15 protein-coding genes are annotated in these 18,243 nt (G+C 43.9%); 6 read left to right on the top strand and 9 right to left on the bottom strand.

Annotation, left to right across the window (positions count from 1 at the left end; all coding sequences use genetic code 11):
• Positions 1–209 precede the first annotated feature (209 nt).
• From MUN53_RS06525 to MUN53_RS06485, 9 genes are all read right to left on the bottom strand, one after another.
• Complete coding sequence (locus MUN53_RS06525; RefSeq protein ID WP_243324083.1) at positions 210–608, bottom strand: lipocalin-like domain-containing protein; 399 nt, start codon at positions 606–608, stop codon at positions 210–212.
• 5 nt (positions 609–613) lie between these two features.
• On the bottom strand, positions 614–1,744 hold the full coding sequence (gene hisB, locus MUN53_RS06520) for a bifunctional histidinol-phosphatase/imidazoleglycerol-phosphate dehydratase HisB (protein ID WP_243324082.1): 1,131 nt from the start codon (positions 1,742–1,744) through the stop codon (positions 614–616).
• Between the two features lies 1 nt (position 1,745).
• Positions 1,746–2,792: a histidinol-phosphate transaminase gene (hisC, locus tag MUN53_RS06515; protein WP_243324079.1), complete on the bottom strand. Its 1,047-nt coding sequence runs from the start codon at positions 2,790–2,792 to the stop codon at positions 1,746–1,748.
• Positions 2,789–4,069: a histidinol dehydrogenase gene (gene hisD / locus MUN53_RS06510; RefSeq protein WP_022455667.1), complete on the bottom strand. Its 1,281-nt coding sequence runs from the start codon at positions 4,067–4,069 to the stop codon at positions 2,789–2,791. Before hisD ends, hisC begins: the two co-directional genes overlap by 4 nt.
• Before the next feature lie 11 nt (positions 4,070–4,080).
• On the bottom strand, positions 4,081–4,932 hold the full coding sequence (gene hisG / locus MUN53_RS06505) for an ATP phosphoribosyltransferase (RefSeq protein ID WP_022455668.1): 852 nt from the start codon (positions 4,930–4,932) through the stop codon (positions 4,081–4,083).
• A gap of 349 nt (positions 4,933–5,281) precedes the next feature.
• Positions 5,282–6,643: a dipeptidase gene (locus MUN53_RS06500; RefSeq protein ID WP_243324077.1), complete on the bottom strand. Its 1,362-nt coding sequence runs from the start codon at positions 6,641–6,643 to the stop codon at positions 5,282–5,284.
• A 5-nt stretch (positions 6,644–6,648) separates the two neighbouring features.
• On the bottom strand, positions 6,649–7,599 hold the full coding sequence (locus MUN53_RS06495; RefSeq protein WP_243324075.1) for an NAD(P)H-dependent flavin oxidoreductase: 951 nt from the start codon (positions 7,597–7,599) through the stop codon (positions 6,649–6,651).
• 42 nt (positions 7,600–7,641) lie between these two features.
• Positions 7,642–8,949, bottom strand: a complete 1,308-nt coding sequence (locus tag MUN53_RS06490) for an ArnT family glycosyltransferase (protein ID WP_022455672.1) — start codon at positions 8,947–8,949, stop codon at positions 7,642–7,644.
• A 72-nt stretch (positions 8,950–9,021) separates the two neighbouring features.
• Positions 9,022–10,575 carry a DUF4435 domain-containing protein gene (locus MUN53_RS06485; protein WP_022455673.1) on the bottom strand — a complete coding sequence of 518 codons (1,554 nt, stop codon included), beginning with the start codon at positions 10,573–10,575 and terminating at the stop codon, positions 9,022–9,024.
• A gap of 550 nt (positions 10,576–11,125) precedes the next feature.
• Between MUN53_RS06485 and MUN53_RS06480 the strand changes: the two genes are divergently transcribed.
• From MUN53_RS06480 to MUN53_RS06455, 6 genes are all read left to right on the top strand, one after another.
• Entirely contained in the window at positions 11,126–11,716 is a 591-nt protein-coding gene (locus tag MUN53_RS06480; protein ID WP_243324071.1) for a hypothetical protein, read from the top strand.
• Positions 11,717–11,728: 12 nt separating this feature from the next.
• Entirely contained in the window at positions 11,729–12,598 is an 870-nt protein-coding gene (locus MUN53_RS06475; RefSeq protein ID WP_022455675.1) for a DUF2764 domain-containing protein, read from the top strand.
• A 2-nt stretch (positions 12,599–12,600) separates the two neighbouring features.
• Positions 12,601–14,352 carry a V-type ATP synthase subunit A gene (locus tag MUN53_RS06470; RefSeq protein ID WP_243324069.1) on the top strand — a complete coding sequence of 584 codons (1,752 nt, stop codon included), beginning with the start codon at positions 12,601–12,603 and terminating at the stop codon, positions 14,350–14,352.
• 14 nt (positions 14,353–14,366) lie between these two features.
• Positions 14,367–15,686, top strand: coding sequence for a V-type ATP synthase subunit B (locus MUN53_RS06465; protein ID WP_022455677.1), 1,320 nt, complete (start codon positions 14,367–14,369; stop codon positions 15,684–15,686).
• A 75-nt stretch (positions 15,687–15,761) separates the two neighbouring features.
• On the top strand, positions 15,762–16,379 hold the full coding sequence (locus tag MUN53_RS06460) for a V-type ATP synthase subunit D (protein ID WP_022455678.1): 618 nt from the start codon (positions 15,762–15,764) through the stop codon (positions 16,377–16,379).
• Complete coding sequence (locus MUN53_RS06455) at positions 16,376–18,229, top strand: V-type ATP synthase subunit I (protein WP_243324066.1); 1,854 nt, start codon at positions 16,376–16,378, stop codon at positions 18,227–18,229. The genes MUN53_RS06460 and MUN53_RS06455 overlap by 4 nt, the downstream gene beginning before the upstream one ends.
• Positions 18,230–18,243: the final 14 nt, after the last annotated feature.

Here is an 18,243-nt window from a genome sequence, read left to right as displayed (position 1 = left end):
AGTGTAAAAATAATAACTTTTTTAATGAAGCCTACTATAACTGTCTATTTTTAACGCAAAAAAGAAGAGACATATTTCTTGTTTTCGGTTTCGGCGAAATATTTATTCAAAACTCACGAGAATCAATCTTGAATCCCGTGAGTTTTGCATCCGATTCTAACGAGAATCAAATTGGAAAATGTACCATCCGATCAGTTGCTCATCTTCCATCAGTATTTCTTGAATACGTATCGTTTTCCTTCGCTTGATAATACCAGCTGTGTATTGCTCACTTTCTCCACCGTAAAATCGCGAGTGGCTTCTGTCCAATCAGTATAAGGTAAAAACTCCTGAACCGGACGAGGATCTGATAATAACTGCAATGTCAACTGATCCCCTTCATAAAAGTTATATCCATACGAATAACGATAGTTGTCCGAACTCCGGTCATAAATCTGATATTGGAACAAAGTTGTCTGAAAGTTATACCATACCGTGTCAACAGTCGCTACATTTCCTTCAGATTCAATCTGATTCAACTGCCACTTCCCTTCCAGATTTGTCGTCATCGTATCGCAAGCACCCAACCCGAGTAAAGCACTTATCGCTATTATCAAGCTTTTCTTCATATTAATTAAATAACTCCTTTTGTACTAGGCAAATTATAATGATAGATATCCCGCCGAACCGCCATTTTGATAGACCGGGCCAATGCCTTGAAAATACCTTCTATCTTGTGATGTTCGTTGGTACCTTCCGCTTTGATGTTTAGGTTCATCCGTGCCGCATCACTCAGACTCTTAAAGAAATGCAGAAACATTTCGGTCGGCATATCTCCTATTTTTTCCCGATGAAATTCAGCATCCCATACCAGCCAGGGACGACCGCCGAAATCCAAAGCCACACTACATAAACAATCATCCATCGGCAATGTATAACCATAACGCTCGATACCTCGTTTGTCTCCGAGTGCTTTTGCCAAAGCTTCACCTAAAGCTATCGCTGTATCTTCAATGGTATGATGTTCATCTACGTTTAAATCGCCTTTCACTTGGACCGTCAAATCCATTCCGGAATGTTTTCCTATCTGGTCTAGCATATGATCGAAAAAGCCTAATCCGGTAGAAATCGACGTTTTTCCCTTTCCATCGAGGTTCAAAGATACAAAAATATCTGTTTCTTTGGTTACCCGTTTGACTTCTGCACATCTTTCGCCCGCAAAAAGGAACTCGGCTATCCGATCCCAATCATTCGTAACAAGCACTGGCTGAATATCTTCATGTCCTGCCAGAATTTCTGCGGTGGAATCGTCATTTTCATGCAGCCAGATACCTTTTGCTCCCAAATTACGGGCTAATTCCATATCCGTCAGCCGATCTCCAATCACATAACTGTTTGCCAAATCATATTCATCCGACAAATATTTCCCCAACATACCGGTCCGAGGTTTCCGGTTCGGTGAATTTTCTTCCGGAAACGAGCGATCAATCAAGATGTCATCAAAAACCACGCCTTCACCGGCCAACGTTTTCAACATCAAATTATGTACCGGCCAAAATGTATCTTCTGGGAAAGAAGATGTTCCCAATCCGTCCTGGTTGGTTACCATCACAAACTCAAAATCCAGTTGTTTCCGGATGAAGAACAAATTCCGCATCACTTTGGGATAGAATTCCAGCTTTTCGAAACTATCCAGCTGGTAATCAACAGGTGGTTCAATAACCAACGTACCATCCCGATCGATAAAAAGGGCTCTTTTCTTCATCTTATATGGATTTAAGGGCATTCAATAAAGCAGTATTCTCATCTTCTGTTCCAACCGTAATACGAAGACAACCCGCACAAAGCGCTACCTTATTCCGGTTTCGAACGATAATACCTTGTTCTACCAACTTTTGATAAACCTGATCGGCATTACCAACATCTGTCAGAATAAAGTTTGCATCCGTCGGATAAATCTTCTTCACCAACGGTATGGCTGATAACTCCTGCTGCATCCGTGTACGTTCGGAAAGGATCAAAGTAAGTTGCGACTTCATCGCTTCCTGATTATCCAGAATCTCCCAAGCCTTCTCTTGAGTCAACTGATTGACATTATAGGGATACTTGATTTTATTCAATACCGAAATAATCTCAGCAGACGCAAAAGCCATACCTAAACGGATTCCGGCAGCGCCCCATGCTTTGGATAAGGTCTGAAACACAACCAGATTGGGGTATTTACTTAAATCTTTAGTAAAAGAAGGAGAAGAAGAGAAATCAATGTAGGCTTCGTCTATCACCACAATGCCTTCGAACGTATCTAATAGCTGATAGATATCTTTCCGATTCAGACTATTACCCGTCGGATTATTGGGAGAGCACAGATAAATTGCTTTCACCGTATCATCAATCTCTGAGAGAAAAGCAGGCATGTCGATTTGGAAATCCGGAGTTAATTTCACTTTTCTACAAGCCACATGATTGATTTCTGCTGCAACCTGGTACATACCATAAGTAGGATCCAGGGTAAGGATTGCATCTTTTCCCGGCTCACAAAAAGCACGCATGATTAAATCAATCGGCTCATCGCTACCGTTTCCTAACAGAATACATTCCTTGGGAACACCTTTTATGGCCGAAACCTTTTCTTTTAACCGCCATTGCATCGGGTCCGGATAGCGGTTATACGGAGCATTGTACGGATTTTCGTTGGCATCCAAAAAGACAGATGCTGTTCCATGAAACTCATCCCGGGCGGATGAATAGGGTTTCATCTCCCGAATATTTGGGCGAACCCAAGCATTTACGTCAAATGTTTTATTTGTATTCATAAGGCATTCAATCTAACGGTTACTGCATTACGGTGAGCTTCCAGTTCCTCATTGGCTGCCATCGTACGGATGGTATCTCCCAATTGGCGGATTCCATCCGCACTGATTTCCTGAAATGTCATCTTCTTGATAAAGCTATCCAAATTTACGCCACTATAAGCATGGGCATATCCATTGGTCGGCAACGTATGATTCGTACCCGAAGCGTAATCGCCTGCACTTTCCGGCGTATAAGGTCCCATAAATACACTTCCCGCATTCCGGATCTTTTCGGCGATTTCACCGTAATCGCGGGTTTGAATAATCAGATGTTCCGGGGCATAATAATTGGTAAAGTCAATCACTTCCTGCGTATTCTTCAATACAATGATACGACTGTGTGCCAAAGCCTTCTCGGTAATTTCCAGACGAGGCAAACGTTTCAACTGTTCTTCGATAGCTTTTACGACAGGTTCTACAATTGCTTCGGTTGTTGTTACCAAAATAGCCTGACTGTCAACTCCATGTTCGGCTTGTGAGAGAAAATCGGCCGCAATAAAGTCAGGATTAGCGAATTCATCGGCAATTACTTCTACTTCCGAAGGACCGGCGGGCATATCGATTGCCACTTCTTTCAGGCTAACCCATTGTTTGGCAGCTGTTACATACTGGTTTCCGGGACCGAATATCTTATACACCTTCGGTATGGATTCCGTCCCGTATGCCATTGCTGCAATGGCCTGGCTACCTCCGACTTTACAAATCTTGTTCACACCGGAAACTTTAGCTGCAAACAGAATGGCCGGATGTATCTTTCCCGTTTTAGAAGGCGGTGTACATAAAACGATCTCCTTGCAACCGGCAATCTGAGCCGGAACTGCCAGCATCAATACGGTAGAAAACAACGGAGCCGTTCCGCCGGGAACATATAAACCAACCTTCTCGATTGGAACAGCTTTTTGCCAACAGACAACACCCGGAGCGGTCTGGATCTTTTTCCCTTCAAAGCGCTGGGAAGCGTGGAAGGTTTCTATATTCTCTTTTGCTGTCCGAATGGCTTGTTTCAAGTCTTCAGAAACCAGACTTTCAGCTTCAGCTATTTCTTCTTCTGATACTAAGAGGTCGGTCAAATCGACTTTATCGAATTGCTTTTCATACTTGCGGATAGCCGCATCACCATTTATGCGGACATCATCCAGTACCTGACGAACGGTGTCAAACAACGTACTGACATCCATCGTCGCACGTTTGGAAATATTTTTCCATTCGGTGTATTCAGGGTATTTTATTATTTCCATACCTATACCTATTATAATATCATTTTCTCGATTGGCAATACCAAGATTCCTTCTGCACCCAAGGATTTCAGTTTCCCAATGATTTCCCAGAAATGTTTCTCAGCTATCACCGACTGAACCGAAACCCATTCGCCGTTTGCCAAAGGTGTTACGGTCGGGCTCTTCATTCCTGGCAATACTTCGATGATTTCGTCTAATTTATCTTTCGGAGCATTCAAAAGTACATATTTTTTTCCTTCTGCCATCTGGATGGCTTCGAAGCGGAACAATAGTTCATTCAGGATTTCCCGTTTCTCGTCGGTCAGGTCTTTATTTCCGATCAACAAGGCTTCGCTTTGCATGACAACTTCAACTTCTTTCAGCTGGTTACTTACCAACGTACTGCCGGAGCTGACAATATCGAAGATTGCATCAGCCAATCCAATGCCCGGAGCAATTTCTACCGATCCGGTAATTACGTGAGTGTTGGCTTTGATTCCTTTCTCCTGCAGGAAAGTCTTCAGGATTCCCGGATAAGAAGTTGCAATCGTTTTACCTTCAAACCAGGTAACTCCATTATAATCTTCGTCTTTGGGAATCGCCAAAGAGAGACGGCACTTACTGAATCCCAAACGTTTGATCAGTTCGGCTTCCGATCCCTTTTCCACATATTCGTTTTCACCGACAATACCGACATCGGCCGTTCCGTTGGCAACCGATTGTGGAATATCATCATCCCGCAAGAAAAGGACTTCAACCGGGAAATCCTTTGCCGAAAGAAGCAATGTTCTTTTGGCTTTGTTCAGTTTGATACCGGCTTCTTCCAGAAGCATCATTGTCTCGTCATACAAGCGTCCTTTCGACTGTACTGCAATTCGTAACATACATTTCCTATTTTAATTGTTATTATTGACTGAACTACGATAAAAAGAAAAAGGCCTACCGAAATCCGGTAAGCCTTCGCCTTTATCTTCTCAAGTATTTACATACCATCAAAACTCACCGAACTATTGCCCGTTGTTGCCATAATGGTGATGATGATGTAAATTACCTGTTCTCATTTTAATTCGCTTTTTATTACGCTTGCAAAGTTACAATAAATATTGAATCTGCAAATATTTCTTACAATTTTATTCTCAAAACCGAGTAATAATTGCGTTTTACTGCTTTCCAAACTCCCTGAGAAAAGTTTTCCGAACAAATTCTTCCTAGTAAGGAAAAGAAATCTCCGACTTACTTCTTCGTATATTCCCGATAAAACTCGGCCACCGATTCGATTCCCTTTAAGAAATAATCAAGGCGGCAGCTCTCATTGGGAGAATGGATAGCATTCTGTTCCAAACCAAATCCCATCAGAACGGTCTTAACGCCCAAAACCTGTTCGAACGTAGAAATAATAGGAATACTTCCGCCCCGACGTACGGCCAAAGGCTTCTTCCCGAAAGCAATACCCACAGCTTTCTCGGCTGCCCGGTAAGCCGGCATATCAATCGGACAAACATATCCTTCTCCGCCATGCTTCGGCGTTACTTTTACTTTTACATAGTCGGGTGCTACCTTATTTATATAGTCCTCAAACAACTTTGAAATCTTCTCGTGTTGCTGGTGAGGAACCAAACGGCAGGAAACTTTGGCATAAGCTTTCGACGGAAGAACTGTTTTGCTTCCTTCTTCGATATAACCGCCCCAGATTCCGCAAACATCGAACGAAGGCCGGCAACTGTTCCGTTCCAGTGTCGAATATCCTTTTTCACCGAAGAGGGCGTTTACGTCAATCGCCTGTTTGTACTTGGTTTCATCAAACGGAACTTGTGCAATCATATCCCGTTCCTCTTGCGATAATTCTTCTACATCGTCATAAAAGCCCGGAATGGTAATACGACCGTCCGCATCGGTGATATCTGCAATTATCTTACACAAGACATTGATCGGATTGGCTACTGCACCACCGAAATGACCGGAATGCAGATCGCGGTTCGGTCCGGTTACTTCCAATTCCCAATATGCCAGTCCTCTCAGACCCGTCGTTAAGGAAGGAACTTCGGCACTTACCATGCTGGTATCCGAGACCAGGATGATATCTGACTTCAGGAGTTCTTTGTGTTCCTGGCAGAAAGCTTCCAGACTAGGCGAACCGATTTCTTCTTCTCCTTCGAAGATAAACTTGACATTACAGTTCAGCAGTCCTTCCTGTAAGGCTGTCTCAAAGCCTTTCACCTGAATCATACCTTGTCCTTTGTCATCGTCCGCACCTCTAGCCCAGATACGGCCGTCACGGATTTCCGGTTCAAACGGATTACTTTTCCACAATTCGAGCGGTTCGGCAGGCATCACATCATAATGCGCATAAACCAATACCGTCGGAGCCGTTGGCGAAATAATCTTTTCCGCATACACAATGGGATTTCCGGTGGTCGGCATCACGACTGCTTTATCTGCTCCTGATAATAACAGGACTTCAGTCCACCGCTGGGCACAAGCCAACATATCCGCTTTATGCTCTTGTTTTGCACTGATTGACGGGATTCGGATCAAGGAAAACAATTCCTCCAGAAACCGATCCTGATTGCTTTCAATATATGATTTAACCGACATCGTATTTAAAATGAAGTTAAGTTTCTAATCTGTTCCATTCCCTGATTAAAATCGGAGATGATTTCTTTCATGACATCTGCCACGGATAATTCTTCGCGGAAAAGAGAAGCGATCTGCCCTATTTCAAGCTCTCCTTCTTCCAGATTTCCTTCGAAGATACCTTTCTTGGCACGTCCTTTACCCAATAATTCCCGCAATTCTTCTACCGTGGCTCCACGCGATTCAGCTTCTTCCACAGCCGTCGTAAAGGTACCTTTTACTAATCGTGTCGGAGAAACCTTCTTCAACAAGAGTTTGGTATCACCTTCATTCAGCGACAAGCACAATTGCTTGAAGGCTTCGTGGGCAGAGCTTTCGGTTGTCAAGGCAAATCTCGTACCAATCTGTACTCCTTCTGCTCCTAAAGCAAAGGCAGCCAGCATCCCGGCTCCTGTTCCGATACCACCGGCAGCAATCAAGGGTAAGCTTGTCTTTCGGCGTACATGCGGAATCAGACACATGGTTGTCGTCTCTTCCCTTCCATTATGACCTCCGGCCTCAAAGCCTTCGGCTACAATCGCATCTACGCCTGCCTCTTCACACTTCCCGGCGAACTTGGAACTGCTCACCACATGTACAACTGTAAACCCATGTTCTTTCAGGAATTTCGTCCAGGTCTTCGGGTTTCCAGCCGAAGTAAATACAATTTTGACACCTTCATCCACGAGGATCTGCATGATCTTTTCGATTTCCGGATACATCAGCGGAACATTTACGCCAAAAGGCTTATCTGTAGCTGCCTGACATTTCCGGATATGTTCCTGCAATACTTCCGGATGCATCGAGCCTGCGCCCAATAAACCCAAACCACCGGCATTACTAACGGCCGAAGCCAGTCGCCAGCCGCTACACCAAACCATTCCTCCCTGGATAACAGGATATTTTATCTTAAACAGATTACAAATTCGATTTTCCATACAATTCTTATATAGTTATAGCTGTTGCTTCCTGATTGTTAATCAAAACATACCAATGGCATTTACCAGCATATTAACGGCAAATGTCAAGGCGATGGATGCATATAGTATTTTAATATTGATCTTCTTGAACAGCTGATAATACACAGTTGCCAGCATTATACATGTCAGTCCAATTAAAGCGCCTGATCGGATATTGATATCGATTGCCGGAACAGGAAGCCAAGGTTGAGGGAAACACATCAAAAGCAGACCTGCCAGCACCGAAGTTGCCAGAAATGCGGCAAACAAACGTGTACACCACATGCGATATTCGGTAATATGGATAGCATATTGTGCCAGGAAGATCGTGATGAACGGATAAACCGGCAACAAATAACTGGCCCGTTTGACCGGCATCAAGGCATAAGCCAGCAATAAAACAATCATGGCAATCAGACTGAATAACTTGACTCCCGTACAATCTACTTTCTTCTTCTCCATTTTGACACCGAAGAGCGAAAAGAAGAAAAAGACAATCCATGGTAAGAAGCCTAACGCCAACAACGGAATGATGTAAAAGAAATTATGAGTATGAGCTTCCAGACTCCAGAAGTAACTGAACTCTGTTTGCATGACATCCAGTAACAGATCCATTCCACCCTGCTTCCAGATACTCACATACCAGAGTACGGGTAAAAACAAAGAAGAGACTGCCACATAAAACATGGCTTTCAGAGACGTTAAAACCGGCTGTTTGCGCGTCACCAGCAGATATACGGTAAATGTAACGACCGGAAGAATCATTCCCATCAAGCCTTTCGTCAGGATCGCTCCGCTTAACAAGGCCGATATTTCAACCGGTATTCCCTTCAATTCATAGTTTTCTTCCCAACGATACAACTGTGTCAAGGCCACGAATATAAAGGTTGCAAACAACAAATCGCCTGAGCTGGCAGCCGAAAGGTTCTGCATACCTGCACAGGTAATCAGAAATAATGTTGAGATAAATGCTTCATGGAATTTCACTCTCCGTCCGAAGAAGATCAACGCCGAAGCCATCATGACAATGAATGCCAGCGCTCCGGGCAGTTGCAAGGTGAATTTCGAGACATATCCCTGCCAACTGGAAAAAAGAACAATGAGCCAATGAAGCATCGGATGATCATAGCTGATTTCACCGGAAGGCATCTTAGGAAGTACCCATTCACCGGATTTCAACATGGCTTCGGCTACGGCAGCATCCGCCGAGTTGGCCGTACTGCCTAATTCACTTAATCCTAACCAAGGTAATACAGAAATAATACAGATGAGAATGATCATCGTGATCGGTTTCTGCAAATACAAATATTGTAAAGTTGGTGTACGCATAAATTTCTCCTAATTTATAAATAGTACAAAGAAACACTTTTTTGGCGACATAATTGGCCTTTTAGTGAACTTTTACATGCCCAATGATGCTTTTATCGCATGACGGATAACGTCTGCTTCGGCTTTATTCTCCCGTAAAATAGAAAGGACAAAGTCCAGATAATGTTCTTTGGTGCTGATCCCACATAATTGGCATACACGGCTTTGCGGTAACATGCCTTTCTGATTATATACCCGAAGAATATTGTTGTAATCGGCCGTTTCAATATACATCTGAAACGAAGTCTTGATTTGGCTATAAATATCTTCTACTCGAATACGTTCATGGATCTCTTCCACCTGGTCGTTCAACTGTTCGAACGAATGGATCTTACAGTTCAATGCCATTTCCAGTTTCTTTTTTACCTGATGCTTGGCATGAAGAATGACCTGATCTTCCAAGTCTTTCTCAAAAAGACGGATGACATTCTCTTTTACCTGTCGGAAGATTTCATCCGGATTCTTCATCAACCGGCCGGCAACCGATTTGATGACGTCTTCCAGCATCAGCAAGTTTTCTACCTCTGCCACACTGGGAACAAAGATATGTTGTTCGTTCAGGTAACGTATCTCGCCTTCTGTCCGGCGGTCACGGTCAACGATACCCATACTTTCCAGCATATGAAAGTCTTTTAACTGACCGAAAGCCTTGGTCGTTTCGATTACCTTCTGGCATCCGCCCATCGGTTTCACCATATAATCTGGAAAAACAAGCGAATACAACCGGTTGTCGATACTGTTATTGTCGGTTCCTTCGATAAAAAGAATCGGCTTACGGCTGCCCAATACTTCCATGTAAAGTTCTTCCGGCAGACTTTTATTGTTTTCGATCAATTCGTAGTCCCATATCTGATGATCCGCGTCGTACGAACGAATCCATAGTCGCTTGCAGGAACGACGGGCCAAGGCGAAATCTATATCATGTGTCAGATAGACAAACGTACAGTCGGGCCTCAGTTCTTCAATCTTATCCCACAAAAGGTTCTTGATGGAGCTATGCAACAAGGTTTCGGGCTCTTCAATAACCAACAAGGCATTAGCCGGAGCATACAGACCTGCCGCAATCAGATAAAAGACCAGTTTCTCACTATCACTCATCCGGCCGGCCGTATAAGAATTACAACTGCGTTCGGCCGAAGTCAGTTCGATAAAACCAGACTTACGTACCAGCCGGTTGTGCGGAAACATCTGTTCCCAAATCTGCTGGATGACATCAATCTTGGTAGCAGGAGGCTCCAGTCCGGCATTCAGCTTGCAGGCTTCCTTATAATTGACGGCCGCCTCAAACTCTTCCCGCTGTAACCGAAGGATCATCTTCTCGTATTCTGTGATCCTAGGCAATAGCAAACGCTCCTTTATCAGCATCTGCAATTGCATCCATTCGTCCGACGGAGTATGTTCATCGGGCTGTCCCGTAATAAAAAGGGCATGCAACCCGGATATCTTCAAGGCCCGATCAGCATAACGGGTCAACAAAGCCCGGCCAAAAGAAGACTTTCCCGCGCCGTTCGTACCAATCACCACCAACGAATTGGCCGAAATGACCGGTTCTTCCTTATTTATATTGAGAGGTAATTGAATTTCCATAGTCTAAATTCATTGAATACCCTACAAAGTTATAATTTTCCCTGCATGTCAAAGCATATTCATCTGCAAAAATCACCCTGACGGTTTCTTCATACCCCCTATTTTATTTTGTTCGGCCAGCCTGCCAAAAACAGAAGTCCTGCCGATATATTCTTTAGTTCACGACGCGGATTACTTAGTTCACGTCGTGGATTACTTAGTTCACGCCGTGGATTAAGTAGTTCCCGACGTGAACTAAAGAATTAGCCGTTTATTTTTTATTTTATGAACCAGGAGAAACAAGTTTTGGGAAGCAGAGATGCAGAAAATCCCCCAATGATACCAAACCGGACATGATAAGAGCTCTTTTGACAAATATGCCATCGAACAATTCAATAGAGTAAGCGGTTTATTAATCGGAATGAAGTTAGCATGAAACCGCGGGGAACAATAAAATCATTTTTGACGCTTTATTTTTACTATTAAAAAGTAATTGGAGTTTCAAAAAAATACTAACTTTGGACCAGACAAGTAACAAATTTGTAATGTACATAAATTATATAAAAGGAACATGGATACAAAAATTCAAGAATTAACCGAAAAAATCTACCAAGAAGGTGTAGAGAAAGGTAACGAGGAAGCTGCTCGTATCATAGCGGAAGCCGAAGCTCGTAAAAAAGTTCTGATAGAAGAAGCTGAAGCAAAAGCAAAGGAAATTGTAGCCAGTGCAGAAAAACAAGCTAACGAGCTTAAGAAAAACACAGAAGCCGAGTTGAAATTGTTTGCTACCCAATCTATTGAAGCTTTGAAAAGTGAAGTAACCAACCTGATTACCGGTAAGATTGTTGGTGATAACATCAAGGCGGTTGTTACAGATGCCACTTTTATGCAAAAGGTTATTCTGGAGTTAGTCAAATCTTGGCCTAGCAATGAAAACCTGGTAATACAGTCGGCCGATGCAGAAAATCTACAAAAGTATTTTCTGGCGAATGCCAAAGACTTATTGAACAAAGGTGTAACGATCGAACAAGTTAATGGCAAGAAAGCTTCTTTCTCTATCATGCCCGCCGACGGTTCATACAAGGTTTCATTTGGAGAAGAAGAATTTGTTGAATTTTTCAAAGAGTTCTTGCGCCCACAGTTGGTTGAAGCTCTTTTCTAACAAATCAGCACAATGAGTAAATATTATTGCTTAATAGCAGGTCTCCCTGACATTACGCTCGACGATAGCAGACTCACCTACTCGGTTGCTGATTTCAGGAATGAATTAAGCGATATACTGACGCGCAAGGATCAAAAGCTGATCGATCTGTTCTTCTTGAAGTTTGACAACAAGAACCTGATCAACCAGCTGAAGAATCCGGATCAGGACATGGATCCGCGGGGAAGTATTACATACGATGAATCACATGCCTTATATCAGGCCTTGAAAGAAGAAGAAGCAATCCCCAAGAACAAGCATATTCCTTCTTATTTCATAGATTTCTTCCGTATGTACCTGGAAAGCGAAGCCAAAGGTGATGTCGCTACCATTTCGTGGGAAGACCGCCTCGCTGCATTATATTATGCTTATGCCATGAAATGCGGGAATCAGTTCGTAGCAGACTGGTTTGAGTTGAACCTTAACATTAATAATATGTTAACCGCCATTACCTGCCGTAAACACGGATTAGACAAATCCCAATATATCGTAGGAGACAATGAAGTGGCTGAAGCATTGCGTACATCGAATGCCCGTGATTTTGGTCTGGGTAACGATGTAGAATATCTACCTGCCTTGCAACACATAGCGGAAGAATCCGATCTGATGCTCCGGGAAAAGAAAATAGACACGCTGAAATGGAACTGGCTGGAAGAACAAACCTTCTTCAAGACGTTCGACATTGAAAGTGTCTTTGCTTATCTGCTCAAACTGGAAATGATTGAACGATGGGTAAGCCTCGATAAAGAAACCGGCGAAAAGACGTTCCGTGAGATTGTAGGTGCAATGAAAAAAGGCAGCGAAAATGCCTTGGAGGAATTTAAAAGAAATAACGAAAAATAATTATGGCAACGAAAGGAATTGTAAGAGGAATCGTTTCGAACTTGGTAACCGTTGAGGTTGACGGACCGGTTTCTCAGAATGAAATCTGTTACATTTCGGTTGGCGGTGTCAAACTGATGGCCGAAGTTATCAAGGTAATAGGTAAGAATGCCTTTGTGCAGGTATTCGAAAGTACACGTGGTATGCGTGTAGGCGATAGTGCCGAATTCCAAGGACACATGTTGGAAGTAACATTAGGTCCGGGTATGCTGTCGCGCAATTACGATGGTCTGCAAAATGACTTGGATAAAATGGAAGGTGTATTCCTGAAACGTGGCGAATATACATTCCCTTTGGATGAAAATAAGAAATGGGCTTTCAAGCCGCTGGCTCAGGCAGGTGAAAAAGCCATTGCCGGTACTTGGTTGGGCGAAGTGGATGAAAACTCGCAGCCGCATAAGATTATGGTGCCTTTCACTTTCAAGGGAGAATATACCATCAAAAGTGTAGCCGCTGAAGGTGAATATACAATCAACGATACGATTGCCGTATTGACAGACGCAGAAGGCAACGAAGTGAAAGTAACCATGGTTCAGAAATGGCCGGTTAAGAAAGCCATCACTTGCTACAAAGAAAAACCGCGTCCATTCAAATTGTTGGAAACCGGTGTTCGTACCATTGATACAGTCAATCCGATTGTTGAAGGCGGTACTGGCTTTATCCCGGGTCCGTTCGGTACCGGAAAGACCGTTTTGCAGCACGCCATTTCTAAACAGGCAGAAGCGGATATCGTGATTATCGCTGCCTGCGGTGAACGTGCCAACGAGGTTGTGGAAATCTTTACGGAATTCCCGGAATTGGTCGATCCGCATACAGGACGTAAGCTGATGGAAAGAACCATTATCATTGCCAATACGTCAAACATGCCGGTGGCTGCCCGTGAAGCTTCTGTTTATACAGCCATGACCATTGCTGAATATTACCGCAGTATGGGATTGAAGGTTCTGCTGATGGCCGACTCTACTTCTCGTTGGGCTCAGGCATTGCGTGAAATGTCTAACCGTTTGGAAGAATTGCCGGGTCCGGATGCATTCCCGATGGACTTGTCTGCCATTGTAGCCAACTTCTACGCCCGTGCCGGCTATGTCGTGCTGAATAATGGTTCTACAGGTTCGGTTACTTTCATCGGAACCGTATCACCGGCCGGTGGTAACCTGAAAGAGCCGGTTACAGAAAACACGAAAAAGGTAGCCCGCTGTTTCTATGCCTTGGAGCAGGAACGTGCCGACCGCAAACGTTATCCGGCTGTTAATCCGATTGACAGTTACTCTAAATATCTGGAATATCCCGAATTCCAGGAATACATTGCCCAGCATATCTCTCCGAGCTGGATTGAAAAGGTAAACGAAATCAAGACCCGTATGTTGCGTGGTAAGGAAATTGCCGAGCAGATCAACATCTTGGGTGACGATGGTGTTCCGGTAGATTACCACGTTACGTTCTGGAAGTCTGAACTGATCGACTTCGTGATCTTGCAACAAGATGCCTTCGATGCTATCGATGCCGTCACACCTCTGCCCCGTCAGGAGTTTATGCTGGATAAAGTTGTTTCCATCTGCCGTACCGACTTCAAGTTCGATACCTTCCTCGAAGTAATGGACTACTTCAAGAAGATGATCAATATCTTCAAGCAGATGAACTACTCTGAGTATGAAAGTGAACAATTCAAGAAGTTTAATCAGGAATTGGATGCTTTGTTAAAAGAAAGAATGTAATAAAGAATAGCAGTATGGCAACAAAAGCATTTCAGAAAATATATACAAAGATTACCCAGATCACCAAAGCGACTTGTTCGCTGAAAGCAACCGGTGTCGGGTACGACGAGCTGGCTTCTGTAGATGGAAAACTGGCTCAGGTAGTAAAGATTATTGGAGATGAAGTAACCTTGCAGGTATTCTCCGGAACAGAAGGAATCCGCACCAATGCTGAAGTAGTATTCATGGGCAAAGCTCCTTCGTTAAAAGTAGGCGATCAGCTGGCCGGTCGTTTCTTCAATGCGTATGGAGAACCGATCGACGGCGGTCCTGTTCCTGAAGGTAAAGAAGTAGAAATCGGCGGTCCGTCAGTAAATCCCGTTCGTCGTAAACAGCCTTCTGAATTGATCGCTACGGGTATTGCCGGTATCGACTTGAACAACACGTTGGTTACCGGACAGAAGATTCCGTTCTTCGCCGACCCGGACCAGCCTTTCAACCAGGTAATGGCTTTGGTAGCCATGCGTGCCAAATCAGATAAGATTATCTTGGGCGGTATGGGTATGACCAACGACGACTATCTGTTCTTCAAGAATACATTTAGCAACGCAGGTGCACTGGACCGTATCGTAAGTTTCATCAATACAACCGAAGACCCGTCAGTTGAGCGTATCCTGATTCCGGATATGGCATTGTGTGCTGCCGAGTATTTCGCCGTAGAAAAGCATGAAAAGGTATTGGTATTGCTGACTGATATGACCAACTACGCCGATGCCTTGGCCATTGTATCTAACCGTATGGACCAGATCCCGTCTAAAGATTCTATGCCGGGTTCATTGTATTCAGACTTGGCCAAGATTTATGAAAAGGCTGTTCAGTTCCCGGACGGCGGATCTATTACGATTATTGCCGTAACTACTTTGTCGGGTGGCGATATCACACACGCTGTTCCTGATAATACCGGATATATCACAGAAGGACAGTTGTATCTGCGTCGAGACAGTGATGTCGGCAAAGTAATCGTCGATCCGTTCCGTAGTTTGTCTCGTCTGAAACAGTTGGTAACCGGTAAGAAGACGCGTGAAGATCATCCGCAGGTAATGAATGCTGCCGTTCGTTTGTATGCAGATGCAGCCAATGCAAAGACGAAGATGGAAAATGGTTTTGACCTGACCGATTATGACAACCGTGCTTTGGCCTTTGCGAAAGACTATTCATCGAAGTTATTGGCTATCGACGTAAATCTGGATACAACCGAAATGCTGGATGTAGCATGGGGCTTGTTCGGAAAATACTTCCAGCCGGCTGAAGTCAACATCAAACAGGCATTGGTTGATAAGTATTGGAAGAAATAAGAGAGGTTATGTTACCTGATACAGGCATCAGGCTTCAGGTAACATCAAATCAAATGCGAATTATACATTAATAAAATGGCGATTAAGTTTCAATATAACAAAACATCACTTCAGCAACTGGAAAAGCAACTGAAGATGCGTGAACGCTCGCTTCCTACCATCAAAAGTAAGGAAAGTGCGTTGCGTATTGAGGTGAAGCGTACCAAAGACGAAGTGAATCAATTGGAACTTCAGCTTGAACAGGAGATCCAGAGCTACGAAAGCATGGTGGCTTTGTGGAATGAGTTCAATCCGTCGCTGATAGCGGTTAAGGATGTTTCTCTTTCCACCAAGAAGATTGCCGGTGTGATCGTTCCGGTTCTGGATGAAATTGAGTTTGAGATAGGCCGTTACAGCCTGTTTAATACTCCGGCTTGGTTTACTGATGGCATCGGGTTGCTCAAGAAGCTGGCCCGCACAGGTATCGAAGCCGAATTCTCCGGAATGAAGCTGGAGTTATTGGAGCATGCCAGGAAGAAAACGACTCAAAAGGTAAACCTGTTTGAGAAAGTTCAGATTCCGGGATACAAAGATGCTATCCGCAAAGTGAAACGCTTTATGGAAGATGAGGAAAGTCTGTCAAAGTCTTCTCAGAAGATTATGCGGGCTAATCAGGAGAAACGGAAAGCTAAAGAAGAGGAGGTTGGCGTATGATTGTAAAAATGAACAAACTTACATTCCTGATTTATCATAAGGAATACGAAGCCTTTCTGGAAAAGCTCCGTGCATTGGGTGTTGTACATGTCGAAATCCGTCAGAGTGGCGAAGTGGACGAATCGCTTCAGAAGCTCTTACAGAAGCATACGTCGTACAAGACACTGCTGAAGGAAATGACGTCGTGGGCCAATCAGGCTGAAGGACAAGTGGAAACGGCAGCAGCTTCACAGGCATCCATTGAAAAGACGTTTGAAGGTTATAATGCCAAGCAGCAAAGTATTCAGTTGCTTTCCCAGCAGATTCCTGTACTGGAGAGAGAAATTGCCCAGATGGAAGTTTGGGGAGAATTTGACTGGAATCTTATCGACAAACTGAAAGATAACGGCTGGATCATCCAATTCTTCAATTGTCCGGAAAAGAGTTTCGACGAGAACTGGCAAGACGAATATCATGCTCAGGTAATCTCCCGAAAAGGCGGACAGTGTTATTTCATTACAGTCAATACGGTTCCCGTTGAACTGGAAGCAGAAGCTGTCCGGTTGCCTAAACACAAGTTGTCGGAACTGATCAATCAGCATCAGGAACTGAATAAAGATCTGGATGAAGCCAAAAGACAACTCGCCCGTTTCTGTGCAGCTCATCTGCCAGTAGTAGAAACGGCAATCAATCAGTTGCAGAGTGATATCGAACTGCTTGAAGTCAAATTAGGCGGAGAGAAAATGGCTGATGGTTCGGTTGTATTATTGGAAGGCTGGGTTCCGGTTGATAATACGGAAGAAGTACGCAATATGCTGGAAGCAGAGGGTATCTATTATGAGATACGTCCAGCCGAGAAAGAAGACAATGCTCCGATCAAGCTAAAGAATAATTTCGTCACTCGTCTCTTTGAAGTGCTGACCAAAATGTATGGCTTGCCTGATTATGGTGAGTTCGATCCGACACCGATGCTGGCTCCTTTCTATGCTTTGTTCTTCGGACTTTGCGTAGGTGATGCCGGATACGGTTTGTTATTGGTAGCATTGGGCTTTTATCTGAAGAAGAAAGTCGGCCAGTCCATGCAGGGAATCATGAACCTGCTTATTACATTGGGAGCAGCAACAACCATTGTCGGAGCTTTGGTTGGAACCTTCTTCGGTGTTGAACTGGTAAAACTGGATCTTCCGGAATGGATCAAGAACACAATGATCACAGGCAAGTATGGCGATACAGGCTACGACAAGACCATGATCTTCGCCTTAATGGTAGGTATGTTCCACATTTGCTTTGCCATGGTTGTCAAAGCGGTTTGCGCTACAGCCCGTTACGGATTCAAGAATTCACTCTCTGCCTGGGGATGGCTTCTGTTCGTTGGTGGTTCCGTAACCATTGGAACATTGAATTACCTAGGTGTTATTACCATGGACGCTTCCAAGATGGCTTTCATCGTAATTGCTGCCGTTTCGGCTATTGGTATTTATCTGTTGAATAATATCCGCCGTAACGTCCTGATCAATGTGGGAGCAGGTTTGTGGGATACATACAACATGGCTACTGGTTTGATGGGCGACTTGCTATCTTACCTCCGACTATATGCCTTAGGCTTGGCAGGCGGTATGTTGGGCGGCGTATTCAATAATTTGGGAATGCAGTTGCACGACAGCATGGCTGATTTCCTTTGGGGCATTCCGGGCTGGATTTGCTTCGGTTTAATCTTCGTATTCGGACACGGACTGAACATTGCTCTTTCTTGCTTGAGCGGTTATGTACACTCCATCCGTCTTACATTTGTAGAATATTTCAAGAATTCAGGTTATGAAGGAAAAGGTTCGGCTTACAAACCTTTCTCTTCGATTAAAGACAAAGAATAAACAAAGATTTAATA

The sequence above is a fragment of the Parabacteroides faecalis genome, assembly GCF_022809355.1.
In the GTDB taxonomy this organism is placed as follows: domain Bacteria; phylum Bacteroidota; class Bacteroidia; order Bacteroidales; family Tannerellaceae; genus Parabacteroides; species Parabacteroides faecalis.
Note: the sequence above shows the minus strand (reverse complement) of the source record. Positions and strands in the feature narration are given on the sequence as shown.

Coding starts and splice junctions, on each gene's coding strand:
- MUN53_RS06525 (WP_243324083.1), bottom strand. CDS start 608: ATGAAGAAAAGCTTGATAATAGCGATAAGTGCTTTACTCGGGTTGGGT.
- hisB (WP_243324082.1), bottom strand. CDS start 1,744: ATGAAGAAAAGAGCCCTTTTTATCGATCGGGATGGTACGTTGGTTATT.
- hisC (WP_243324079.1), bottom strand. CDS start 2,792: ATGAATACAAATAAAACATTTGACGTAAATGCTTGGGTTCGCCCAAAT.
- hisD (WP_022455667.1), bottom strand. CDS start 4,069: ATGGAAATAATAAAATACCCTGAATACACCGAATGGAAAAATATTTCC.
- hisG (WP_022455668.1), bottom strand. CDS start 4,932: ATGTTACGAATTGCAGTACAGTCGAAAGGACGCTTGTATGACGAGACA.
- MUN53_RS06500 (WP_243324077.1), bottom strand. CDS start 6,643: ATGTCGGTTAAATCATATATTGAAAGCAATCAGGATCGGTTTCTGGAG.
- MUN53_RS06495 (WP_243324075.1), bottom strand. CDS start 7,599: ATGGAAAATCGAATTTGTAATCTGTTTAAGATAAAATATCCTGTTATC.
- MUN53_RS06490 (WP_022455672.1), bottom strand. CDS start 8,949: ATGCGTACACCAACTTTACAATATTTGTATTTGCAGAAACCGATCACG.
- MUN53_RS06485 (WP_022455673.1), bottom strand. CDS start 10,575: ATGGAAATTCAATTACCTCTCAATATAAATAAGGAAGAACCGGTCATT.
- MUN53_RS06480 (WP_243324071.1), top strand. CDS start 11,126: ATGGATACAAAAATTCAAGAATTAACCGAAAAAATCTACCAAGAAGGT.
- MUN53_RS06475 (WP_022455675.1), top strand. CDS start 11,729: ATGAGTAAATATTATTGCTTAATAGCAGGTCTCCCTGACATTACGCTC.
- MUN53_RS06470 (WP_243324069.1), top strand. CDS start 12,601: ATGGCAACGAAAGGAATTGTAAGAGGAATCGTTTCGAACTTGGTAACC.
- MUN53_RS06465 (WP_022455677.1), top strand. CDS start 14,367: ATGGCAACAAAAGCATTTCAGAAAATATATACAAAGATTACCCAGATC.
- MUN53_RS06460 (WP_022455678.1), top strand. CDS start 15,762: ATGGCGATTAAGTTTCAATATAACAAAACATCACTTCAGCAACTGGAA.
- MUN53_RS06455 (WP_243324066.1), top strand. CDS start 16,376: ATGATTGTAAAAATGAACAAACTTACATTCCTGATTTATCATAAGGAA.